Genomic DNA, 20,696 nt, shown 5'->3' on the forward strand with positions numbered 1-20,696 from the left:
GCGCACGTTGAGGTGATCCCCATTCCTTGGACAGGATCTGGCGCTTTTTAAGCTCTGATTTGCTCCTGCTGATCGGGTTGCGTTGCTTCGATTTGTAGTGAGTAGACCACTGCCGGTGGTCGACCGCCAAGGGCTTTGTGCGGGCGGCGTTGATTGTAGAACTCCATCCAGTTGCGGACACCGGCGCGTGCCTGCGATCCGGTGTCCCAAGCGTGCAGAGAGACGCACTCGTATTTCAGGGTGCGCCACAGGCGTTCGATGAAGATATTATTTAGGTAGCGACCCTTTCCGTCCATTGAGATGCGGATGCCGGACCGGCGCAGGCAATCTGTCTAGGCAAACGACGTGAACTGAGATCCTTGATCGCGGTTCATGATGTCGGGCGGTCCGAACCGATAGATCGAATCGTTCAGTGCTTCGGCACAGAAATCGGCCTCCAGCGTGTTCGAGATCCGCCACGACAGAACCATCCGGGTATGCCAGTCCATTCCTCTCGGGACATCGCTTCGCGATGCCCTGACGGACAGTGGATCGCCACCAGATAAAGGAACCCGCGACGCATCGGCAGATAGGTGATGTCCACGCACCAGACTTGGTTTGGTCTGTCCACACGTAGCCCCCACAGCAGGTAGGGGTAAACAATCGGACATCAGGACACCGACATTCTTGGGCTTTCATTGCCTGTCGGGACTAAGCTGATTGGTGCGACCAGTGATCATCTTGTCGTTGGAACGAGCCGATCCCCGCTGCCGGTGGGTTCCGAGGTGAAAATCCAGATGAACTATAACGCGTTGATGCATGCTATGGCTGCGCCAGACATCGACATTAGCCTTCTAGACTATCCACCCACAGGATTTCCAAGGCGCACCGAAGGTAAGTTCGGACACTTGGTGCAGGTTTGAAAGGGCTCGTTTGGGCCACCTAGGCGTAAACCACAAAGGAAACTGAAAATTGTCAAAGCATACAAAAAAAAATCTGTCTAAAGTCTATGATTCCAAACCGGAAACCCCGATGGAAAAGACAACGCGTGTCGTGAGACAAATGGTCGACGAAGAAGCGGAGCAGCGACATGCGAAGAACTCTAGATTGCGTACCGCTCGCCTTGAAAGAGAAGCGCACACGCCATCCGAGACGACAATCAAACCAGTGCGCAAAACGCGCCGCACTGAAACTGGTTCATAGCGGCAATCAGGCTCCGGCAGCCTTTCTTTAAGTCAGATGCTGAACTGCGCAACCAACACTTCAAGCGCACCGAAATTGGCTAGGCCGCACTATGATCTTTTATTTCAACAAACCGTCTTTGAGGTCCCATTCATGACAAACCCCGAGCATTCATCAGAAAAAATCCACTATATCTGCCAAACATATGTTGAGGTAAAAACCGGACGCAATGGGCAGACAGTCCTGAAAATTGACAAGCAATTTGAGTATTCCTCAGCGCAGGAGGCCCAGAACCGTGCCGAACGAGAGGCCTTATCTGACGATTGTGCGGGTGCCGACGCTTACGCCATCGTTGAGGATCAGGACAGTGGCGAAGTTGCCGATCCAAGCTTCCTTGTAAGGCTGGGAAACGTTCCGGGGTTTGACGAATTTTAGAACTCTGAAGATGCCCGCGGCTGGTGCGACGGCAGTAAGTCTGGCCCCTGAACGCTTTCTGCTCGGGCGTCGTGTCATGCAACACGTAAACACTGCGATTGATGCCCTTCGTCCGGCCAACGTGCGGTCATCATTCTACGCGCGCAACATGGGTTGGCGGCGTAGGAGGTTTGCGGCCTGCTTGGCAGTCGCGAAAGCAACATGCGCGTTTTGCTCCATCGGGTACGTTTAGGGGTGCGAGCCGCACTGGATGACTTGATGATCTTGGTCATGGCGATGGCCGGGGCCGGCTTGTTCGGCATGCCCTTTGGGCTGATGGCACCGATCATGACTTTGGCGTTGCATATCATTTATCGCGTTGTTCTGGGTCTTATCTTTGACCGGTTGGTGACACCAGAGGTTACCTACGCCTGACAGACGGCTACCGCGCAAACGAAGCTTCAAGGTAGTATATTCAGTCCGAACCCCCAGACTGCGAGCGGCACGGGTAAAACTGCCAAAGCGAGGGTCAGGGCGACACCGAACGGTCGAAAGAGGCGGCTGAGACCTGCAAGAAAAAGGATGCCGCCTCCGCCTCCGATGATCGCATTGCCGGGCAGATTGATGAGCGCCGCGAGGAAAAAATACCGATACCGCGAAATGACAGGTCGCAACCACCTCGGCGCATGCTCACAGAGCATCGAGACCTGCTCTTCGCGGGTCATCTGGTGCATTTTATCGAGCAAGTCTGAAGCGCGGCGCATGTGCAGATCCTCGAACATCCTGCGCAGCCGTCTGTAGGGCATCCATTCACCCGCGCTATAGGCGATCAAAAGCCCTGCAACCGAAGCCAGATAGATCCACGGCGCGATCCACGATCCGAGAGCCGCAAACATCATCAGGCCGATCTCGATCCCCGGCACGAAGGGGATAGCGATTAACAGCGCATAGACCAGTAAGACGCCCACCAGCATGCTGATCTGCACCCCAGGATGGATATTAGCCGTCCGGGCAAGGAACCAGTCGACCAGCAAGTGAATGCCATAAATCAACAGCAGCAAGAGGATCAGGCGCAGGCCCAACCAAACCCACCGCACGCGTCGGCTGGCCGGATGGAGGTCGGAGGACCTACCCATCTCGCTTCAAGGCGACGTGGCAATCGGTGGGCTTGGTATGGGTCATACTTCGCACGGGTGATCTCCCTTTTTGCAATCAATCTTGGCCCGCGATCCGGTAAGCGAAGACAAGTACTATCCTATCAAGAAAACCTGCCTTTGAACGAGGAGGATTAGATTTATCCCTGCCTGTCCTCACGGAATGGTGTCGCCCCATGGTGAAACGTTCCGTCTGTTCAGATGTCACCCATCTATGACAACAAGGAGGATGACAAGTGAAACGATCGACGATGCCCGGCACGTTGGTTCTGTCTTTGGCTGCGACGGGGTCGGTCGCGCAGGGCATGCCTTTCGGCTTAGAAGAAGATGTGGACTTACCTGGATGAAAGTAAACTCGCCGGGCCGGGCATGATCCGTGCCACACCCTATGAGGGCACTGATCCACATCGCATGATGCTTGAGACCCCTACACCACCGCAGAGATCGACGGCCACGAGCGCGACCTCATCGTAAAGCGGAACTTTGGCCCCAAAGGGGTCGCTGAAGACGAAGTTATGCGCAACCCGGATTGGTACTGGGTCAAACACCTGCCCGATGGCGCGCTTGATCAAACACCTGATGGCGTCGCGATGGCTCGGCGGGTGGCTAAGGGAATGGACGAGGGCTGCATCGCCTGCCACAAGTCTGCAGGGGAGGATATGGTTTTTGCTTCCGGCCACCTCGCTGCCTGAGCCATTGCTTCTAAGCAGTGGATAGGGAGACCTGCGTCTGACCGGCGCGGGGCGCACTGCCTCATCGGGGTGAGAACGTGACCCCGACCTGTAACCGGAGAACCTTGATGCCATCTATGTTGAAAAATCGCTGCGACAGGTTGCTCAGCCGAGTTGGACGACGCATGGCGCGCGCTCTGAACCGGCCAAGCGTCGGCTATGCCCCTTTTACCCCGTCTGATTTCAACACCCTGTGCCAAACTTTGCGTCCCGGCGATGTGCTGCTGGTGGAAGGACAGGAACGCATTTCAAACGCCATCAAGTATCTGACCCAATCCACTTGGTCTCATGCGGCGATGTACATCGGGGACAGCCTTGACACCCTTTCCAATGACGCGGAGCCCCATCGCCTGATTGAGGTCAATCTCGGCGAAGGATGTGTCACTGCGCCGGTATCGAAATACGCGCGCTTCAATACCCGGATTTGCCGCCCCGTTGGCCTGACGCCGCAGGAGTGCCGCGCGGTTACCGATTTTATGAAAGCGCGTGTGGGAATGAAGTACGACTTGCGGCACATCTTCGATCTCTTGCGCTATTTCTTTCCGACCCCGCCAGTTCCGGTCAGGTGGCGCAGGCGCATGCTGGCGTTCGGGTCGGGCGACCCGACGCGGGCCATCTGTTCGTCGCTGATCGCGCAGGCGTTTCAATCCGTCCGCTATCCGATCTTGCCCGATGCGCGCACCATAAAGGCGCGCCAAGGATCGCGGTTCGCCCGCAAGGAGGTCCTGCATATCCGGCACCACTCGCTATTTGCACCGCGAGATTTCGACCTATCCCCTTATTTCCAGATCGTAAAACCACGCCTGAACGAGGGCTTTGATCCTCACCTTTTGGAATGGTCCACTGAAGAGGCTTCGTCCGCGCAGGTTGTCGGGGCTCCGGCAGATTAAACGAACGGGGGGCGACACGCAGATGGGCCGAGCAAGCGATGTTAGCTAATCTGTCAGCTGCAAATCCCGTCCCGCATCAGACGCGCACCCCCCCTTCTTCACTGTAACAAATCACACGGACGATGGGCCTGCGCGGCGCTGTGGTGGGTCACGATCCCGCGACAAAATCCATATCGGCTTGGCAACGTGGATTGCACGAAATAGCTGGCCATGAATCTGCCTCCAGCTGGCGCTCAAGCCATCGAATAGTAATGCAATTAATGGAACCTCTAAATTGCTACATTCTCGTCTCGCCGGTATCGTAGCGACACGTATCGGTGAGCCGAGTTACTTTGTCAAAAGCCGTACCGGCTACGAAGACCTCCGTCTTGATACCTCCGTTACCACCAGCGTCGTCCATGCTGAAGGCGCCGGCCCTACTCGACCCGATAGCCGCCCCGGCGACCTGCGGCTCAAACCTTCACGCGAGGCAGTCACCCAACGGCCAACCTCTCCACCCGTAGCGCTGTCAGCAGTATGGGCGAAGGTTTCCCCTAAGGCGGCTTTGGAGCGGGCAACGACCCACGCTGGCCTGCCCCCCAGCTTCAACGCGAAGCTTTCTGGGTCGGGGCCGAAAGGTGCCGGACCCTTCTTTCGACCGACTGCCAAGAGCCAAAAAGGATCATGTTGACTTGGGAAAGCGGTGAAGCAGCGAATAACAGTCAATGGCGCGCGTCTCTATAGCATCGAACCGATATCCGATGCCCCCGTTGGATAGGCCGCCGGCATCATCTTGATTTGATCGACGGTGAGCCCCAACTTGATCGCCAAAGAAAAGATATTGATGAGCTCCGCGTAGTCCGGACCGAACATATGTGCGCCCAAGATCTTGCCCTCTGTATCCGAGATGATCTTGGCACCTGCATGGGTCTCGCCCAAGCGTTTCTGAGAGAACCAGCCGGAAGTATCCGTGAATGACACCTCTACATCGCCGGTCTCGCGCGCTTCCTCTTCCAACATGCCGACCCGTGCGAGTTCGGGAATGGTGAATACCACGCTGGGCACGCCCGTGTAATCCGGCTCGATCTGCTTGCCTTTCAGCATGTTGGAGGTGGCGATCTTGCCTTCGAAGACAGCCACCGGAGTCAAAGGTTTGCCCGGAGAGGCCGCGGCGTCTCCGGCGGCGTAGACGCGGGGGTTGGAGGTGGATTGCAGCCAAGGGGTGACCTTCACGCCGCCATTATCCGTGTCGATCCCCGCAGCGTTCAGATCTAACCCATCGACAGCCGGCACTCGACCTGCGCCGTGGACCACGAGGTCGGCCTCTTTGACATGAGTATTGCCGTTTTTGCTGTAGAAGATGCGCTGCGCCTTGCCTGCATTTTCAATCTTTTCGGGGGTTGCTCCGGAAATGATTTCGATCCCCGCCGCGCGGCTGCGCTCCAGCAGCATCTCGACAAGATCAGGATCGAACATCTTGAGCTGCCGTGCGCCGTGATCAAGGATCGTGACCTCGGCACCCGCACGGACAGCGATATGAGCAAATTCGAAGGAGATGTAGCCACCCCCAACGAAGATGATGCGCTTTGGCAGTTCCGGCAGGTTCAAAAAGTCTGTGCTGTCGATGAGGCACTCGGCACCGGGAAAATCCAGTGGCCGCGGTTTGGCACCTGTGGCGATCAATGCATGACCGAAAGTGATTTCGCCATGGCCTTCGATCTCGATCCGATCCTCTGCGGTGAATCGCCCCGCCCCATGCAAGGTTTGCACACCGGCCTTCTTCAGCCCGTCTTCCATATTCTCCGGCACCGGATCGGTGAAGCTTTCCTTGTGTCTCATAAGCGCAGACCAGTCGATCCGCGTGTCACCCGTAACGCCCCTCCCCTTGAGCAAACGAGCAGCATCGATCGCCTCGGCCCCGGCGCGCAGCATCTTCTTTGGATCGCAGCCCCGCAGGGCGCAGGTGCCGCCGTAGGGCAATTCGTCCACGATGGCGACGGACCAGCCCGCGCGCGCGGCCTTCTTTGCGGCGTTGACCCCGGCCATGCCGGCGCCGATTACGATCAGATCAACAGTTTCAGTCATGAAGTTTCCTTGTATTCGAGAGTCCGGAAGGCGTCTGTTGCAAGCTCAACGATATTGGCCGAGCATTCGTTCACTGAGCCACCAGATCACAGCCATCCCGAGACCCGTCGTTAGGCCCAACCAGAGCCAGCCCTGTTCCCCAAGCGACAGCAAGCCGGACCCATGGCCCAGCACCGGCAGAATCATGGCCAGTAAAAACGGGCCGGTATAGCGGCAATGCACACGCCCGCAGCGGCGAGAGTTTGCCACGCAGGCCCCACCCATCCAAGCCAGCGCGGCGACCCAGATGACAGTTTTGACCCCATCGCCAAGGGGGATGGCTACCAGCATGGCACCAAGCGGCAGCCACCACGCAAGGATACTGTTTCGCATCGTGCCGAGCAGGTCTTTCGAAGATCGGTCTATCATATTTTCACCCCGCGCAGCAGGACAGGGCGGCCACGTCCTTCTCAAAGGTCAGTGCCGCCAGTTTCAGCCCTTCGACGGTGGTGAGATAGGGCATGATCGTATCGCCAAGTTCCTCGTAAGTCAGCCCGGCCTTCAGGGCCATGGCCGCGGTCTGGATGCTGTCGGCCCCTTCCGGCGCGATGATCTGTGCGCCGAGCAGACGCTTGCTTCCCGCTTCGGCCACCAGCTTGATCAACCCGCGCGTATCGCGGGCCGCCAACGCACGCGGCACGGCATCAAGTGGCAGAACGGAGGTCACGACCTCAAGCCCATCTGCGCGGGCCTGCGCCTCACTAAGCCCGACACCGGCCACCTGCGGATCAGAAAAGACGACCCAAGGCATGGATGCGTTTTCGTAGCTGCGTGTTCCACCAGCCACGGCATTTTGGGCGGCGATCTTGGCACCATAAGCCGCCATATAGACGAACTGGTCGCGGCCGGTGACATCGCCTGCCGCCCAGATGTTGGGGTTCGTGGTGCGCATCTGGGGGTCGGTCTCGATGCTCCCGCGCGCATCCACCGCAATTTCTGCGGCAGCGAGGTTCAGCCCGTCACTGTTTGACACGCGGCCAGTTGCGAGGACGAGCTTCTCTGCTGTCAGCACGGGACCTTCTGACAGATGCAGCGCGATGGCGGCGTCTTGCTTGGAGATGCGATCATAGCTTTTTGCACGCACCAGTCGGATGCCCTCGTCGGCCAAGTAGCCCTCAAGCGCCGCCGAAACCTCGGGCTCCGCTTCGGGAAGCACGCCACGGCGGCTGACAAGTGTTACGTCGACACCGGCGCGCGCGAAAAGCTGCGCCAGTTCCACACCGATATAGCCCGCGCCGAGGACCAGCATGGAGGCTGGCAGAGCGGTCAACTCCAGCGCTGACGTGCTGTCGAGCGTATCAACTTCTTCAATCCCCGGGATCGCCGGCACATGCGGGCGGGAGCCGGTGGCGATGATGAGTTTTCCCGCTGGGAAGAGGCTGCCATCGACCCTCAACTTGCCTTCATCATCGAATGTCGCCCGACCTTCGACGTAATCGACATTCTCATGACGGGGCAGCACATCGGCGTATTTCGCCCTGCGCAACTCTTCGACCAGCGCCTGTTTCTGCGCAACTGTAGCCGCCCAGTCGGTCACGCGGGCCTCGGCCTCAATTCCATCAAATCGACCCGCCGCACGCGTGTGATGCAGGCTCTCGACCGCGCGGATCAGGGCTTTGGACGGCACGCAGCCCACGTTGACGCAGGTGCCGCCGATGGTGCCTGCACCGATCAGCGCCACGCGGGAACCGGCCTCGGCGGCGGTAATAGCGGCGGAGAAGCCAGCGGAGCCGGCACCGATCACGGCGAGATCATAGAGGCCGTTCTGGGGTGAATTGCTATCTTTCATGAGGGGTTCTCCGCATTGCGGCGCTTCCAGAGCGCGTAAATTGTAATACCGATAAAGATGGCGAGCGCGGGCAGCAGCACGTAGTCGAGCCAGCCCAGCATCGCCGAAAGTCCAACCACGCCGAACAAAATGACCAGCACAGGCGTGAAACAGCAAAGGGCGACAATCACCGTGCCGATAAGACCAACCTTGAGCAGACGGCTCTGGTTGTCGGCTGCCTTTGCCTCCTTCACGATCCGCTCTCCGCGGCCAATGACGCGCCATAGCCAACGCCAGTCACGGCAGCGACGATGGCCTCCGGGTCGGTGAGCACATCATCATAGCGCAGGACATAAAGACCGTTTTCCGCATCGCCCTCAATGAACTCAAGGATTTCGACGCTTTTCACGCGCTTCATGGCGGTGGCGACGATGTAGCTGCACGAAGGGCAAGTGAGCCCCTCGACATCGACGCGTGTGGTGGCCTCTGCGGCCATTGCTGCGCCGGCAGAAAGGATAAGCGCAGTGGTGGAGATAAGAAGTTTCATGGGAGACCTCATGGTCAGAATGTCAAAAGGAAGGGCGAGAGTGCCGGAAAGGTCAGGGCAAGAAGCACAACAAGCGAAGCGCCCCAAAGCAGCCCGCGCATCAGCCCGCGATCGATCGGGCGCGCACAGGTGCCGTCCGCGCAGGCGTCACTAGGGACCGGGCGGTAGGCTTTCCAGAACCCGTAGGCGAGCGCCACTGCCGCGAAGCTCAAGGTCACCCACTTGTAGGCATAAAGGGCAGTAAGTTGACCGATAAAGACCCCGGTCACACCCAGACTGACCAGAACAAGTGGTAGGATGCAGCAGGAGGTCATGGCGAGCGCGCCGACCACGCCAGCGCCTGTGGCGAACCAACCGGATCGGTCCTCGTGCTGGTCTGTGGTCGCGGTGGTGTGATCTATCATCGCTTTGCTCTTTGTTGCCCTGTGATGACTTGCAAGATAGGGTCTGTAGCAACTACAGGATCAAGGAGAAAAAGCATGGCTGATGATCACGGTGTTGTGAGTGACCTTAAACGCTCCGACCTTGCGCGCCTGACCGGCTGCAACCTTGAGACCATCCGCTATTATGAAGGCGTCGGTCTGATGCCCGACCCACCGCGCAGCCCCGCCGGACACCGCCGCTATGGGCCGGCGCATGTAGACCGACTTGGCTTTATTATGCGGGCGCGTGAGCTGGGGTTCACAATGGAGGAAATTCGAGGTCTGCTCAGCATGGTAGATCGCGGCAGCCATACCTGCGCGGAAGTTGAGAAGCGTGGGCGGCATCATCTCGACGTCGTGCGCGCTAAGATAAGTGATCTTCAGAACATCGAAGCTACCTTAGCGGAGACAATTGCGAAGTGCAGCGGTGCGGACACGCCAGAATGCCCGCTCCTCACCGTGCTATCAGATGGCGCAGTGGCCGAAACAGGTTGATTTTCTCTGACTGAAATATCGAGGCGAGAGTACGCAGAGTGTGAAGCTGGAGCCCAATAAGAGCTTGGAACTGATCTGGTTGAACGTTCGTTGTCCCTTTGAAATATAAAGGAAAGTCTAAATGGGAAATTCAAACTCGAACATCGAGATCGACAAGAAATCTGCCGCTTTAGTTGTGGTCGATCCCCAGAATGATTTTCTTTCTGAATCCGGTGTCGCATGGGATTTGGTCGGAAAAAGCGTTCAGGAGAACGGAACTGTAGAGCACCTCGGCCGATTGCTTGAGACTGCCCGGGAAAACAATTTCCTGATATTTATTTCGCCGCATTATTATTACCCTTTCGACCATGAGTGGAAATTTGGCGGCGTTCTCGAAGAGAAAATGCACGAAATCGGTATGTTTGATAGAAAGGGTCCTCTTTCAGTCGAAAATTTTGAGGGTTCTGGTGCCGATTGGGTCGAAAGCTACAAACCAATTATTGACCATTCGGATACAGTGGTTGTCAGTCCCCACAAAGTTTATGGGCCTCAAAGCAACGATCTGGTTTTACAGCTTCGAAAACGCGGCATTGATACCGTACTGCTCGCTGGGATGTCGGCAAACTTGTGTATCGAGTCGCATATGCGAGAATTGCTTGAACAAGGCTTCAAAGTAATTGTGATTAGCGATGCAACTGCCGCCGCACAGCACCCGGAAATGGGCGACGGATATGAAGCTGCCATGACCAATTTTCGCTATATAGCGAATGAAGTCACAGTCACCTCAGAAATTATCGACAAGATGAAACAGGCTTAAAGGTATTGGAGCCTCTCGCTTGGCGGAGTTCTTTTTTATTGCACCGACTGAAATTCCCGCGTTTTGTCTCAGTCATTCCGACGCGCTACGCGCAACCTGATTGCCAGCGATGCAGATTGTGAGCGGGTAAGCCGAAACGACGACCAAGCCGATAGTCGAACAGACCCCATTTTTGCTGCGTTTAACTGAGAGAAACAGTCAGGAGGCTGAAATGGCCAATGACACATATGAAGGATCAAATTATGACCAATCTCAAAAGTGGCATCGTGGCCGGTTTCGCCGCAACCGTCGTTCTATCGGTGTTGATGGTTGCAAAGGGGATGATGGGCGTGATGCCAGAGCTTGATGTTGCAGCGATGCTTGCCACGATGATGGGAACCTCGATTGTTGTCGGTTGGATCGCCCACTTCTTGATCGGAACGCTGGCGTGGGGCGGCGGGTTTGCGATTCTATATAGTGCAATTCCCGGCAACACCGCAGTGATCAAAGGCATCGTATTTGGTATTGCGGCCTGGCTGGGCATGATGATTGTGATCATGCCGATGGCTGGTGCTGGCCTGTTCGGCATGAGCTTTGGCATAATGGCACCCGTCATGACGCTGGTATTGCATCTCATTTTTGGGGCTGTCCTTGGCAAGGTCTATGCAGCTTACTCCGCTACTGGACACGTTGCCTGAACCACCCAATCTCACCTCACGCCAAAGGAGTACCTCTAATATGACTTTGAACGAGACCCAGTCAAAGCTATGCGATGATAACCAAACCGACTTTTCGGACTTAAAGGCCGTCGTTTTCAATACAAGCCTAAAACGCGAAGAAGGAAAATCGCATACCAAGCTGCTGCTCTCTGTGGCGGGCGAGATCATGTCTCGCAATGGGGTCAGCGTGGAGCATATCCACGCGGCCTCTCACCAGATCGCCTACGGCGTCTATCCGGATATGACCGAGCATGGGTGGGATCGGGACGACTGGCCCAAACTTTGGGAAAAAGTCGCCGCAGCCGATATCCTGATCATCGGAACGCCGATCTGGTTGGGCGAGGAAAGCTCCCTTTGCCGTGTCCTGATTGAGCGGCTTTACGGAATGTCGGGCATGCTGAACGACAAGGGGCAAAGCATCTTCTACGGCAAGACCGGTAGCGCGGTCATTACCGGCAACGAAGACGGGATCAAGCATTGCGCAATGTCGATCCTCTATGCACTTGGCCATCTGGGGTATATGATCCCCCCGCAGGCCGATTGTGGCTGGATCGGAGAGGCAGGCCCCGGCCCCTCTTACGGCGATGAGATCGAAGGCGGCCCGGCAGGCTTTGACAACGATTTCACACAGCGCAATGCGACAATTATGACGTGGAACCTGATGCACACCGCGCGCATGCTGAAAGATGCGGGCGGTCTGCCCAATCACGGAAACGACCGCAACGCCTGGAAGGCAGGTTGCCGGTTCGATTACGAAAACCCCGAGCATCGGGTATGAACCTACCGGTATTGGGCACGCGCTTAGAACAGTCGCGCTGATTGGAACAGTTACCGCTTCTTTTCATCGCCATTTTCCTCATGGCGTTCTGCTTGTTGGGCAGATGGTTTGCCCGAACAATTGTCACGGCCCCCATGCTCGCGCTGGGGTTCGGGGCGTTTTTGGCGTGGGGTAATCTCGTCCCTGAGCAGATTGCCAAGGCGCACCTGCATGTATTGGCCGAGATTGCCCTCGTCATTTTGCTTTTCCTGGATGCCGCCCGCATTGATATTCAAAGCCTGCTCAAACGCCATCGCTGGCCATTACGCACCCTCATTATCGGCATGCCGCTGGCCTTCGTCGGTGGTACCGCAGTCATCTGGCTGCTCTTTCCTGGATGGCCACTTGCCGTGGCCGCATTGCTTGGGGCAATTCTTGTGCCGACCGATGCTGCCCTTGGCCGATCCGTCGTGACGAACGAGGATGTTCCTGAACGCCATCGCCGCGCGATCACCATCGAAAGCGGTCTTAATGATGGGATCGCCTTGCCGATGATCTTGATGTTGGCGGCGCTAAGTGCTCCGGCAGCGGCCGCGCCAACCGGTGGCTGGATATTATACACCGTACTGCAGGTGACGCTCGGGCCACTGGTCGGCGCAGGGCTAGGTGTGCTGGGAGGGATCGGGTTGCTTGCGGCGCAGGAGCGCGACCTGACATCCCCATTGTATGAAGGAATAGCCACATTGTCGCTTGCCGCTGCGGCTTATTTCGCGGCGACTGCAGTCGGCGGGAACGGGTTTATCGCGGCGTTTGCAGCCGGTATCGGGTTCGCCTGCATTGTCCGGGACCGCTGCCAGTTCGTGTATGACTTTAGCGAAAGCGAGGGCCAGCTGCTTTCATGGGCGGCGTTCTTCGGCATCGGTGCTTTGCTCGTCCCCGAAGCAATTGCGAGCCTCAATGTTCCAATGGCCGCAGCCATAGCTCTCAGCCTTGCGGTCGTTCGACCCCTGGCCATTTGGATATCTCTGATCGGCTCGGATGCAGATCCGTCTACCAGATTGTTTATCGGTTGGTTTGGCCCGCGCGGACTGGCAACGGCGCTCTTTGCGTTATTGGTGGTCGAAAAGTTCGCTCCTGAGCTTGGAGACTTCGTTCTTCATTTCGCTATCAATACAGTCTGGATCAGTGCCCTGCTGCATGGTGTCACGGCAGTGCCGATGGCAAAAGCCTTCGCCGCGCACCAGAGCATGAAGACATCGCAGCGGTAGCCTTTTATGGAAACTTGATTTTTGTCTACGCGCTTGCGCCAAGCTTCATCGGCGGCAAAAAGGGCTTGCGAGAAGCCTATTCAATGTAGCTCAGTCAGACCCATATAAATCTTCGAAAATCGAACCCATTCCCTAGAGTCCGTACATGTCTACAATTGCGGGCTTTATCAGCAATGTTGGCAACCAATGGATAAAACAGACAACCTTTAAACACCCATCCGCAGATTTCACATCCCGAGAGCACGTTAACGAGGCTCTCAATCTTCATCACTCTTTTATGAGATAGCAATATCGCGATATGCACATAATGCTTGGGACTGCTTACGCACCGATGGGTAGAGCATCTGACCTGCCCCCCGAGGCTCCCTCATTCATAACGAGAGTTTGCGGGTCTGGGTTTCATATTCTTCGTCGTCAGTTTGGGCAAGCGCGTCTTGCGCGGAGCCCTCAAATTGCTCAAGCGCTCGACGAGCTTCTGCCGGTGTTTGGTTCCCAAGCGATGAGTGCGGCCTGACGTTGTTGTAGTCGTATCGCCAGAGTGCCAGCTTGCGACGGGCGTCATCCAACGTATCGAAGATTTCCTCATTCAACAGCTCGTCGCGCAGGCTGCCATTGAAGCTTTCTATGAAGCCATTCTGCTGGGGTTTGCCGGGGTCGATGTAATGCCAATCAACGTCGTTATCACCGGCCCATTTTAGGATCGCACGACTGGTAAACTCCGTGCCGTTATCACTGACAATGCAGGCAGGCTTTCCATAAATACGGACAAGCGCGTCAAGTTCCCGCGCGACACGAGCGCCCGAGATGCTGGTGTCAGCCACCAAGCAGAGGTTCTCGCGGCAACAATCGTCGTTTACAGCCAGCATGCGGAACTTGCGTGACGCGCCGAACGTATCCGACACAAAATCTAAGGACCAACGCTCGCCAGGACGCAAAGCAACCGGCATTGGTGTCCGCGAGCCACGCGCACGCTTGCGGCCCCTGCGCCGTCTAACGCCCAGCTTTTCTTCAGTATAAAGGCGATACAGTTTCTTGTGGTTCATGATCCTTCCCTTGCGTTCCAGCAGCACACCGATCCGGCGGTAGCCAAAGCGCCGTCGCTTGCTGGCAATCGCTTTCATCTCTTCGCGAACTTCTGGATTATCCGGTGACTGATCGCGCCGGACGGTCTTGGGATCGACACCGACAAGCCTGCACGCCCGGCGCTGCGAGATATCATGGTCTCGCATTGCCTTGCGTGCTGCGGCCCGTCGCACATTCGGTGTCGTCAGTTCTTTCCCAGCAAATCCTTCAACACAACATTGTCCAACATCGTGTCCGCCAGAAGGCGCTTCAGCTTGGCGTTCTCATCCTCCAGCGATCTAAGGCGATGAGTATCAGAAACGTTCATGCCACCATATTTGGCTTTGAACTTGTAGAACGACGCGGGACTCAAGCCATGCCTGCGGCACACCTCTGCCGTCGGCATGCCAGCTTCCTGTTCTTTGATCATTCCGATAATTTGGGCTTCAGTAAAACGGCTCTGTCGCATCTGTTTGCTCCTTCGAAGGTTGAGCAAACTCTACATTAAACTGAGGGAAGTTTCGGGGGGCAGGTCACATCGGATATAACGATGCAGTTCGAAAAAGCTAAAACCACTTTTTTAACAGTAGCTCTGATTTAAGTTGATTGCTTCTATGACAAAGGTCCCGATAAACTTTCAGGGCTGCAAATCCACAATGCAGTCTCTGCGCAGTCACACCCAACTCTGATCAGAGATGAATAACTGGCCGAACTCAAAGCTCTTTATGTCGAAGTCAAAAATGGTGCCCAGGGGCGGAATCGAACCACCGACACGAGGATTTTCAATCCACTGCTCTACCCCTGAGCTACCCGGGCACCGGAGACCACCGTAGTGGTCGGGTGTGCGCGTTCTAGGATTTTGCGGCGGGGGTGTCCAGAGGCTTTCGCCATGTTTGGCAAAGGTTTTTTCGGAAAGTTCTAATGTGGCTTGTCCGGAGCGTTTAAAGCGGCCTCGCTGGCCTCTAGTGCGGCCTCGACATCTTCGGGATCACGGCTTGGTGTGGCGTAGCTGCCGTTTAGCCACTTCGCCAGATCCACATCCGCGCAGCGCCCCGAACAGAAGGGGCGATACTTTGGAGCGGTTTCACCGTTACAGATCGGGCAGGTCACTTTAGCACCTCTGCCAGGGGCATACGGGCGCGTTTGCGCTGCAGCTCGTAGTGCCCCAGCGGTGTCCAACCCACCAACGTGGTTTCGACGTCATCGGCGCGAAACGCCTGACGCAAGGCGGTCTCGAAGGGGCGGCGGTCTTTCTTGGGCATGGGTGCAAGATCCAACGTGATCTGCCCCCCCAGACCGCGCAGACGCAAGGCACGGGGCAAGGCGCGGGCGCAAGCCATGTTGGCCTTGATACCAGCCGCGAGCGACACATCAGCCCCTGTATTTACATCAACTGCGACCAAGGCGCGTGTCGGCTCCACAAACATGGAGGCACCGCCGTCAAGAGCGACGCGCGGCTGCGAAAGACTATCGACAGTATCCAAAACGCCATGCGTGTCGAACCCGCCGGGATCGGTCACAATGTCGGCAGGCGCTACCCAGTCGCGCCACGCCAGAATATGCGGCCCGTCGCCTTCGGACAACAGTTCCATCTCGGTGGAAGAGTCGTCCAGCACCTTGTCGGCCAGCGTCAGCATCGCGTCGATATCATCAGCGATGTCATCCGCATCTGCGCCAGCGCAAGAGGAACGCAGAATCAGCCCGTGCGTGGCCCCGTCTGCGGCCTCATGGGCGATCTCGAGCAGCCGGTCGCGTTCTTCCTCGTCGCGAATGCTGCGCGAGATATTGGTGCCGGGCGCGCCGGGGGTCACGATAGCATAGCGGCTTTTGAACAGTAGCTTTTGCGTCACCGGAATGGCTTTGCCCGGTTCGGCATAGCCCGAAACCTGCACAAGAATTGGCTGTCCGGGTGCCAGCCCCTTGATCTGGCGCAAGAACGCAGAGCCATCAGGCGTCTTTAGGAACATACCCCCCTGCCCTTTGACCGGACGGTCCGCAATGGCGCGGTAGATCGTGCCGGGGCGCGGCCCGTCACTGTCGATCAAAAGATCGTCCAGCTTGCCGTCCACGATCAGCGCGGCGGCTTCGGTGTCGCCAAAATGGTCCAGAACGATCGTACGGCCCTTCATGAGGTCTCTCCTGCGAAAACATATCCTGCAGCACGCAGCAGGTTTGCGGTTTCGGCCAATGGCAGGCCGACGATGCCGGTGAAAGATCCGCTGATCCAAGGGATCAACGCGCCAGCCGGTCCCTGGATGCCATAGCCGCCGGCCTTACCCTGCCAGTCACCTGTTGCCAGATAAGCCGAGATTTCTACATCAGACAGGCGTTTCATGCGGACGGTGCTGACCACATCACGCTGCCACAGCTTGTCACCGCGCTTGACCGCGACTGCCGTGATAACTTTGTGACGACGCCCCGACATGAGACGTAAAAAGCGGATCGCCTCGGCCTCGTCTTCGGGTTTGCCCAAGATACGGCGGCCGACAGCGACGGTTGTATCGGCACAGAGCACGATATCATCCCCCCCGGCCTGCACGGCGGCGGCCTTTTCACGGGCCATGCGCGCGCAATAGGGGCGCGGCAGTTCGGCAGCCAGCGGGGTTTCGTCAATATCGGGAGCGCGAATATCGTCTGGGACAACGCCAATTTGCGCCAGCAATTCCTTGCGGCGCGGGCTTCCTGATCCGAGGATGAAACTCATATGGGATCCTAGATCGCTGCCCGAAAACCACGAAGTGATTTTCGGATAAGCATTTTATTTAAAGCGGTAATTGATCCGGCCTTTGCTCAGATCATAGGGGGTCATTTCCACCTGTACCTTATCGCCAGCCAGAACACGGATGCGGTTCTTACGCATCTTGCCTGCCGTATGCGCGATGATCTCATGGCCGTTTTCAAGCTCGACCCGGAACGTCGCGTTCGGCAGAAGTTCTTTCACGATACCGGGGAATTCGAGCGTGTCTTCCTTGGCCATGGTCTCTCCTTGAACACTTTGTCCTGCAATTTCAGGACGCAGGCTTAAATGGGCGCAATTTTCCCTTTTTTCAAGGGGTATTCACATCAAAGGCACGTTTATGGCCGTTGCGTCACGCCCGAACTGGTCCTCCCAGTGGTTTCGGTTCAAAACCACCCCATCTGCACGCACGCGGCTGATCTGTGCGATGTCGACCTCGGCAAAGGTCCAGCCGGGCACGTTGATCTCTGCGGCGGCAAGTACGCCGGTTGACGGAAATCCAACATCCGGCGGGCAGAATATGCCGCCTGCCCCATAAGAATCACCAAGCGCGTCGGACCAATCCGCAGGCCCGACGCAGGATGACATGGCCGTAACGCATTGATTCTCCAGCGCGCGCGCCATGGATCCAATGCGGACGCGCCAGTAGCCTGCCAAGGCTTCGGTCACACTGGGGACGGCGATGATGTCGCAATCTGCCAAGGCGCGACCCAGCAAAGGGAATTCGCTATCATAGCAGATCAGGATGCTGATCTTGCCCAAAGCCGTCTCGAAGATGCGCAAAGGCTCTCCACCGACCACGCCCCAGACCTCACGTTCGAATCGGGTCATGATCTGTTTGTCCTGCACCCCGATTTGCCCCGAAGGCGTGATCAGGCGGGCGCGGTTTACCGGACGGGGGGCTGCATCGGTGACCGCAGGTCCGGACGCTGCGACGATATGCACGCCATATTCAGCTGCAAGTTTCTGATGTGTCGCATCTGCATCCGCCAGCCGGTCAGATACAGCGAACAGCGACGCCTCCAGGTTGCCAGCTACATCCAGCCCCGCGAGCGTGGCCAGTTCCATCGCGCCATATTCGGGGAATACCAGCAGCTCTGCCCCACTGGCCGCCGCAGTTGCGACCCAGCCTGCCAATTTATCTTCGTAATGTGCCCAGCTGGACAAAACGTCCAGCGGGTATGCGGCTGTTGCGATTTTCATGAAAGCCTCCGGTGCGTGATGAGCCATATGGTGCGCTGCGCACGGGGCAGCTTCAAGGGGAACGCGTGTTTTCCGCAGTTCATTTCAGTTTTGTGAAACCAATGCTTAGAAATACGCACGAACCTTGCCAAAATATTGGTCATGCTTCACTAAATCCGAAAGGACCAAGGGCGGGACATCATGATCAAAAAGGGCATCACCCTACGCGGCATAGAAGTGTTCGAGGCATTGGCCAGCCGTGGGTCTGTGGCGCAGGCCGCTGCGTTGACAGGGCTAAGCCAACCCGCCGTCAGTCAACAGATCAGCAACCTCGAAGCCGCTATGGGCGCAGCGCTTGTCGATCACAGTACGCGCCCGATGAAACTGACCGCTGCGGGCGAAAGCTTTCTGCGTCACAGCGGTGCAGCGCTTGCCCATATCCGCTTGGCGCAATCCGAACTGACGGTGATGGACCTTGCAAACCTCAGCGACCTGAGCCTCGGGGTGATCGACGATTTTGACAATGACCTGACCCCCCGCCTCGCAACGCTTCTGGCCGACAGCATGGCAGGCTGCCGCTTCCGGATGGTCACCGACGGCAGCAAGGGGTTGATTCAGGCGGTTCAGGACAAATCCCTTCACATTGCTATCGCCGCCACCAGCGGGGATGCCAAAAGCGGGCTCATCGAAATTCCGCTGGCACGCGACCCATTCGTGATCGTGACCCCTGCCGGTTTTGAGGGTAACAGCGCGGACCTAATGGCGGGGCGATCGACTTTGCCGTTCGTGAAATACGCCACCGACCAGCTGATTTCCGACCAGATCACCAACCACCTCACCCGCAGCAATATCACCCTGCCCTCCCAGTTCGAGATCGGCAGCCACCTTGCCCTGATGGCGATGGTGGCACGGGGCATCGGCTGGGCGATCACGACGCCTTTCGGCTATTGTCGCGCCCAACGGTTTCACCAACAGCTCGCGGTGCATCCCCTGCCCGTACCGGGGCTGTCGCGTCAGATTTCCCTGTTCGCAGGGTCGGATTGGACGGGGCCTGTGCCGCAGAATATCGCTGCTACGATGCGCCAACTGCTCCGGTCGCATATGATCGCGCCGACGGTCGCGCAATTGCCGTGGCTCGCCCCCAGTTTTGACACGTTAGCGGGCTGACCGCTTGCGCAAGACGTGCGGGACTGGTTCACTCAAGCCAAGAATACAGGGGCTGACATGAGCAAAATCGTTATTCTGACAGGCGCAGGCATTTCTGCGGAAAGCGGCATTGAAACCTTCCGTGCCGAAGACGGGCTATGGGCGCAGCACCGCGTCGAGGACGTCGCCACCCCCGAAGGCTTTGCCCGTGATCCCCAGCTGGTCGTCGATTTTTATAATGGCCGCCGCAAGCAGGCAGCAGAGGTATCGCCGAACGCCGCGCACCAAGCGCTGGCCAAGCTGCAGCAGCAGTATGCGGGTCAGGTCGTCATCGTGACCCAAAACGTCGATGACTTGCATGAACAGGGCGGTGCGCGGGTGATCCATATGCACGGCGCGTTGAATTCAGCACTTTGTGCGGCGTGTGATCACCGCTGGCCCGCTCCTATGGTGATGGCTGTGGGGGATCCCTGCCCCGCCTGCCAAGCCCCCGCCGCGCGACCTGACATCGTGTGGTTCGGCGAGATGCCCTATGACATGGATGCAATCTTTGACCATTTGGCCGAAGCCGATATTTTCGCGGCAATCGGCACATCGGGCAACGTCTACCCCGCCGCCGGTTTCGTCGCAGAGGCCCGCCGCAACGGGGCACACACGATAGAACTGAACCTAGAACGTTCCGCCGTGGGCAACCAGTTTGCAGAGCACCGCACCGGCCCCGCGACCCGCGTCGTCACCGACTGGGTAGAGGAATTGCTGGACACCCCCGCAAAACAGCGGCCCGCGTTCTAACAAACGCCGGGCCGCCGCCCTTCGTGTGTGGAAAAGACTTTAGTCTTTCGGCATCTCGTGACCGGAGTGTTCCATGTCACCATGTTCCATCTTGTCGTGCTTCATCTTGTCATGGTTCGGTTTGCGGTCCTGATCGACCATCACCTCGACCTCGACCGCGCCCGCGTTTTCGAACTCAAGCGTGACGGGCACCATAGCCCCTTGCACCAGCGGCTTTTGCAGCCCCATGAACATTAGGTGATCGCCGCCGCGTTTAAACGCGTGCATTTCATCCGCAGCGATGGCCACGCCGCCTTCGATCTCGCCCATTCGCATGATGCCATTATCGTCAGAACGGTGCGAATGCAGCTCGACCTTATCGGCCACGTCAGATGACGCACCGATCAAACGGTCATCTGCGCCACTGTGGTTCATCACTACCATAAACGCCGCACCAGATGTGGATTTCGCGGTAGAGCTGCGGATGTAGGCGTCATCCACCATAATGCCTTCGGCGGCGAGAGGGGCAGAAAAGAGAAATAGCGCGCAAACGGCGCGGGTCAGCAAAGCAGGTGTCATTGATGTATCCTGTCG

General features: G+C 57.5%; 25 protein-coding genes, 1 tRNA gene and 1 pseudogene. 11 read left to right on the forward strand and 16 right to left on the reverse strand.

What is annotated here, in order from left to right:
- Positions 1 to 47: 47 nt before the first annotated feature.
- A pseudogene (locus tag E5180_RS15950) lies at positions 48 to 640 on the reverse strand (IS3 family transposase); the annotation flags it as partial.
- Between the two features lie 674 nt (positions 641 to 1,314).
- Here E5180_RS15950 and E5180_RS09365 point away from each other — a divergent pair.
- Together E5180_RS09365 and E5180_RS09370 are read left to right on the forward strand one after the other, a co-directional pair.
- Positions 1,315 to 1,596: a hypothetical protein gene (locus tag E5180_RS09365; protein WP_138924146.1), complete on the forward strand. Its 282-nt coding sequence runs from the start codon at positions 1,315 to 1,317 to the stop codon at positions 1,594 to 1,596.
- A 201-nt stretch (positions 1,597 to 1,797) separates the two neighbouring features.
- On the forward strand, positions 1,798 to 2,010 hold the full coding sequence (locus tag E5180_RS09370; RefSeq protein WP_138924147.1) for a hypothetical protein: 213 nt from the start codon (positions 1,798 to 1,800) through the stop codon (positions 2,008 to 2,010).
- A gap of 26 nt (positions 2,011 to 2,036) precedes the next feature.
- Here the strand turns inward: E5180_RS09370 and E5180_RS09375 are convergent, their stop codons facing one another.
- Positions 2,037 to 2,657: a hypothetical protein gene (locus E5180_RS09375; protein WP_138924148.1), complete on the reverse strand. Its 621-nt coding sequence runs from the start codon at positions 2,655 to 2,657 to the stop codon at positions 2,037 to 2,039.
- Positions 2,658 to 3,244: 587 nt separating this feature from the next.
- Here E5180_RS09375 and E5180_RS15745 point away from each other — a divergent pair.
- Together E5180_RS15745 and E5180_RS09380 are read left to right on the forward strand one after the other, a co-directional pair.
- The gene (locus E5180_RS15745; protein ID WP_171048933.1) at positions 3,245 to 3,421 is read left to right on the forward strand and encodes a hypothetical protein; all 177 of its coding nucleotides are present in this window, start codon (positions 3,245 to 3,247) and stop codon (positions 3,419 to 3,421) included.
- A 164-nt stretch (positions 3,422 to 3,585) separates the two neighbouring features.
- On the forward strand, positions 3,586 to 4,350 hold the full coding sequence (locus E5180_RS09380; RefSeq protein ID WP_254700449.1) for a YiiX/YebB-like N1pC/P60 family cysteine hydrolase: 765 nt from the start codon (positions 3,586 to 3,588) through the stop codon (positions 4,348 to 4,350).
- Between the two features lie 717 nt (positions 4,351 to 5,067).
- On the opposite strand, the gene E5180_RS09385 is transcribed toward E5180_RS09380, so the two are convergent.
- From E5180_RS09385 to E5180_RS09410, 6 genes are read right to left on the reverse strand one after another with little or no spacing between them, the layout of a single operon-like run.
- The gene (locus E5180_RS09385; RefSeq protein WP_138924150.1) at positions 5,068 to 6,414 is read right to left on the reverse strand and encodes a dihydrolipoyl dehydrogenase family protein; all 1,347 of its coding nucleotides are present in this window, start codon (positions 6,412 to 6,414) and stop codon (positions 5,068 to 5,070) included.
- Positions 6,415 to 6,459: 45 nt separating this feature from the next.
- Entirely contained in the window at positions 6,460 to 6,786 is a 327-nt protein-coding gene (locus E5180_RS09390) for a hypothetical protein (protein WP_254700450.1), read from the reverse strand.
- A gap of 40 nt (positions 6,787 to 6,826) precedes the next feature.
- The gene (merA, locus tag E5180_RS09395; protein ID WP_138924152.1) at positions 6,827 to 8,242 is read right to left on the reverse strand and encodes a mercury(II) reductase; all 1,416 of its coding nucleotides are present in this window, start codon (positions 8,240 to 8,242) and stop codon (positions 6,827 to 6,829) included.
- Entirely contained in the window at positions 8,239 to 8,475 is a 237-nt protein-coding gene (merF, locus tag E5180_RS09400) for a mercury resistance system transport protein MerF (RefSeq protein ID WP_138924153.1), read from the reverse strand. The genes merA and merF overlap by 4 nt, the downstream gene beginning before the upstream one ends.
- Complete coding sequence (locus E5180_RS09405; protein WP_138924154.1) at positions 8,472 to 8,768, reverse strand: heavy-metal-associated domain-containing protein; 297 nt, start codon at positions 8,766 to 8,768, stop codon at positions 8,472 to 8,474. Before E5180_RS09405 ends, merF begins: the two co-directional genes overlap by 4 nt.
- Before the next feature lie 14 nt (positions 8,769 to 8,782).
- On the reverse strand, positions 8,783 to 9,172 hold the full coding sequence (locus tag E5180_RS09410) for a mercuric transporter MerT family protein (protein WP_138924155.1): 390 nt from the start codon (positions 9,170 to 9,172) through the stop codon (positions 8,783 to 8,785).
- A 75-nt stretch (positions 9,173 to 9,247) separates the two neighbouring features.
- Here E5180_RS09410 and E5180_RS09415 point away from each other — a divergent pair, with 75 nt between their 5' ends.
- The 5 genes from E5180_RS09415 to E5180_RS09435 all read left to right on the forward strand — a co-directional run bounded on the left by E5180_RS09415 (position 9,248) and on the right by E5180_RS09435 (position 13,204).
- Positions 9,248 to 9,685, forward strand: coding sequence for a MerR family transcriptional regulator (locus E5180_RS09415; protein ID WP_138924156.1), 438 nt, complete (start codon positions 9,248 to 9,250; stop codon positions 9,683 to 9,685).
- A gap of 121 nt (positions 9,686 to 9,806) precedes the next feature.
- Positions 9,807 to 10,481 (forward strand): cysteine hydrolase family protein, encoded by a 675-nt coding sequence (locus E5180_RS09420; protein ID WP_138924157.1) that lies wholly within the window; start codon positions 9,807 to 9,809, stop codon positions 10,479 to 10,481.
- Positions 10,482 to 10,723: 242 nt separating this feature from the next.
- Positions 10,724 to 11,158: a DUF6789 family protein gene (locus E5180_RS09425; protein ID WP_138924158.1), complete on the forward strand. Its 435-nt coding sequence runs from the start codon at positions 10,724 to 10,726 to the stop codon at positions 11,156 to 11,158.
- A gap of 40 nt (positions 11,159 to 11,198) precedes the next feature.
- Positions 11,199 to 11,957 carry a flavodoxin family protein gene (locus E5180_RS09430; protein WP_138924159.1) on the forward strand — a complete coding sequence of 253 codons (759 nt, stop codon included), beginning with the start codon at positions 11,199 to 11,201 and terminating at the stop codon, positions 11,955 to 11,957.
- A 41-nt stretch (positions 11,958 to 11,998) separates the two neighbouring features.
- Positions 11,999 to 13,204 (forward strand): cation:proton antiporter domain-containing protein, encoded by a 1,206-nt coding sequence (locus E5180_RS09435; RefSeq protein ID WP_138924160.1) that lies wholly within the window; start codon positions 11,999 to 12,001, stop codon positions 13,202 to 13,204.
- Positions 13,205 to 13,575: 371 nt separating this feature from the next.
- Here the strand turns inward: E5180_RS09435 and E5180_RS09440 are convergent.
- From E5180_RS09440 to E5180_RS09470, 7 genes are all read right to left on the reverse strand, one after another.
- A protein-coding gene (locus tag E5180_RS09440; RefSeq protein ID WP_138922942.1) for an IS3 family transposase occupies positions 13,576 to 14,735 on the reverse strand; the annotation gives its coding sequence in 2 pieces (ribosomal slippage) (positions 13,576 to 14,486 and positions 14,486 to 14,735; 1,161 coding nt in all).
- 272 nt (positions 14,736 to 15,007) lie between these two features.
- Positions 15,008 to 15,082 (reverse strand) — tRNA-Phe (locus E5180_RS09445).
- A gap of 102 nt (positions 15,083 to 15,184) precedes the next feature.
- Positions 15,185 to 15,376 (reverse strand): DNA gyrase inhibitor YacG, encoded by a 192-nt coding sequence (locus E5180_RS09450; RefSeq protein ID WP_138924161.1) that lies wholly within the window; start codon positions 15,374 to 15,376, stop codon positions 15,185 to 15,187.
- Positions 15,373 to 16,395, reverse strand: coding sequence for a ribonuclease E/G (locus E5180_RS09455; protein ID WP_138924162.1), 1,023 nt, complete (start codon positions 16,393 to 16,395; stop codon positions 15,373 to 15,375). The genes E5180_RS09450 and E5180_RS09455 overlap by 4 nt, the downstream gene beginning before the upstream one ends.
- Positions 16,392 to 16,970: a Maf family protein gene (locus E5180_RS09460; protein ID WP_138924163.1), complete on the reverse strand. Its 579-nt coding sequence runs from the start codon at positions 16,968 to 16,970 to the stop codon at positions 16,392 to 16,394. Before E5180_RS09460 ends, E5180_RS09455 begins: the two co-directional genes overlap by 4 nt.
- A gap of 54 nt (positions 16,971 to 17,024) precedes the next feature.
- Positions 17,025 to 17,243, reverse strand: coding sequence for a translation initiation factor IF-1 (infA, locus tag E5180_RS09465; protein WP_005851736.1), 219 nt, complete (start codon positions 17,241 to 17,243; stop codon positions 17,025 to 17,027).
- Between the two features lie 81 nt (positions 17,244 to 17,324).
- Positions 17,325 to 18,206: a carbon-nitrogen hydrolase family protein gene (locus E5180_RS09470; protein ID WP_093733332.1), complete on the reverse strand. Its 882-nt coding sequence runs from the start codon at positions 18,204 to 18,206 to the stop codon at positions 17,325 to 17,327.
- A 180-nt stretch (positions 18,207 to 18,386) separates the two neighbouring features.
- Between E5180_RS09470 and E5180_RS09475 the strand changes: the two genes are divergently transcribed.
- Positions 18,387 to 19,352: a LysR family transcriptional regulator gene (locus tag E5180_RS09475; RefSeq protein WP_138924164.1), complete on the forward strand. Its 966-nt coding sequence runs from the start codon at positions 18,387 to 18,389 to the stop codon at positions 19,350 to 19,352.
- Positions 19,353 to 19,409: 57 nt separating this feature from the next.
- Positions 19,410 to 20,123: an NAD-dependent deacylase gene (locus tag E5180_RS09480; RefSeq protein ID WP_138924165.1), complete on the forward strand. Its 714-nt coding sequence runs from the start codon at positions 19,410 to 19,412 to the stop codon at positions 20,121 to 20,123.
- A gap of 39 nt (positions 20,124 to 20,162) precedes the next feature.
- Here the strand turns inward: E5180_RS09480 and E5180_RS09485 are convergent, their stop codons facing one another.
- Positions 20,163 to 20,681, reverse strand: coding sequence for a copper chaperone PCu(A)C (locus tag E5180_RS09485; RefSeq protein WP_138924166.1), 519 nt, complete (start codon positions 20,679 to 20,681; stop codon positions 20,163 to 20,165).
- Positions 20,682 to 20,696: the final 15 nt, after the last annotated feature.

This window comes from Sulfitobacter sp. BSw21498, from assembly GCF_006064855.1.
In the GTDB taxonomy this organism is placed as follows: Bacteria; Pseudomonadota; Alphaproteobacteria; order Rhodobacterales; family Rhodobacteraceae; genus Sulfitobacter.

What these genes read in the sequence shown, in the direction of transcription:
- E5180_RS09460 (WP_138924163.1), bottom strand. Translation starts at nt 16,970, where the DNA reads ATGAGTTTCATCCTCGGATCAGGAAGCCCGCGCCGCAAGGAATTGCTG.
- E5180_RS15745 (WP_171048933.1), top strand. Translation starts at nt 3,245, where the DNA reads ATGCGCAACCCGGATTGGTACTGGGTCAAACACCTGCCCGATGGCGCG.
- infA (WP_005851736.1), bottom strand. Translation starts at nt 17,243, where the DNA reads ATGGCCAAGGAAGACACGCTCGAATTCCCCGGTATCGTGAAAGAACTT.
- E5180_RS09420 (WP_138924157.1), top strand. Translation starts at nt 9,807, where the DNA reads ATGGGAAATTCAAACTCGAACATCGAGATCGACAAGAAATCTGCCGCT.
- E5180_RS09380 (WP_254700449.1), top strand. Translation starts at nt 3,586, where the DNA reads ATGGCGCGCGCTCTGAACCGGCCAAGCGTCGGCTATGCCCCTTTTACC.
- E5180_RS09425 (WP_138924158.1), top strand. Translation starts at nt 10,724, where the DNA reads ATGACCAATCTCAAAAGTGGCATCGTGGCCGGTTTCGCCGCAACCGTC.
- E5180_RS09385 (WP_138924150.1), bottom strand. Translation starts at nt 6,414, where the DNA reads ATGACTGAAACTGTTGATCTGATCGTAATCGGCGCCGGCATGGCCGGG.
- E5180_RS09405 (WP_138924154.1), bottom strand. Translation starts at nt 8,768, where the DNA reads ATGAAACTTCTTATCTCCACCACTGCGCTTATCCTTTCTGCCGGCGCA.
- E5180_RS09485 (WP_138924166.1), bottom strand. Translation starts at nt 20,681, where the DNA reads ATGACACCTGCTTTGCTGACCCGCGCCGTTTGCGCGCTATTTCTCTTT.
- E5180_RS09480 (WP_138924165.1), top strand. Translation starts at nt 19,410, where the DNA reads ATGAGCAAAATCGTTATTCTGACAGGCGCAGGCATTTCTGCGGAAAGC.
- E5180_RS09410 (WP_138924155.1), bottom strand. Translation starts at nt 9,172, where the DNA reads ATGATAGATCACACCACCGCGACCACAGACCAGCACGAGGACCGATCC.
- E5180_RS09390 (WP_254700450.1), bottom strand. Translation starts at nt 6,786, where the DNA reads ATGCGAAACAGTATCCTTGCGTGGTGGCTGCCGCTTGGTGCCATGCTG.
- E5180_RS09455 (WP_138924162.1), bottom strand. Translation starts at nt 16,395, where the DNA reads ATGAAGGGCCGTACGATCGTTCTGGACCATTTTGGCGACACCGAAGCC.
- E5180_RS09430 (WP_138924159.1), top strand. Translation starts at nt 11,199, where the DNA reads ATGACTTTGAACGAGACCCAGTCAAAGCTATGCGATGATAACCAAACC.
- E5180_RS09470 (WP_093733332.1), bottom strand. Translation starts at nt 18,206, where the DNA reads ATGAAAATCGCAACAGCCGCATACCCGCTGGACGTTTTGTCCAGCTGG.
- E5180_RS09415 (WP_138924156.1), top strand. Translation starts at nt 9,248, where the DNA reads ATGGCTGATGATCACGGTGTTGTGAGTGACCTTAAACGCTCCGACCTT.
- merA (WP_138924152.1), bottom strand. Translation starts at nt 8,242, where the DNA reads ATGAAAGATAGCAATTCACCCCAGAACGGCCTCTATGATCTCGCCGTG.
- E5180_RS09365 (WP_138924146.1), top strand. Translation starts at nt 1,315, where the DNA reads ATGACAAACCCCGAGCATTCATCAGAAAAAATCCACTATATCTGCCAA.
- E5180_RS09475 (WP_138924164.1), top strand. Translation starts at nt 18,387, where the DNA reads ATGATCAAAAAGGGCATCACCCTACGCGGCATAGAAGTGTTCGAGGCA.
- E5180_RS09370 (WP_138924147.1), top strand. Translation starts at nt 1,798, where the DNA reads ATGCGCGTTTTGCTCCATCGGGTACGTTTAGGGGTGCGAGCCGCACTG.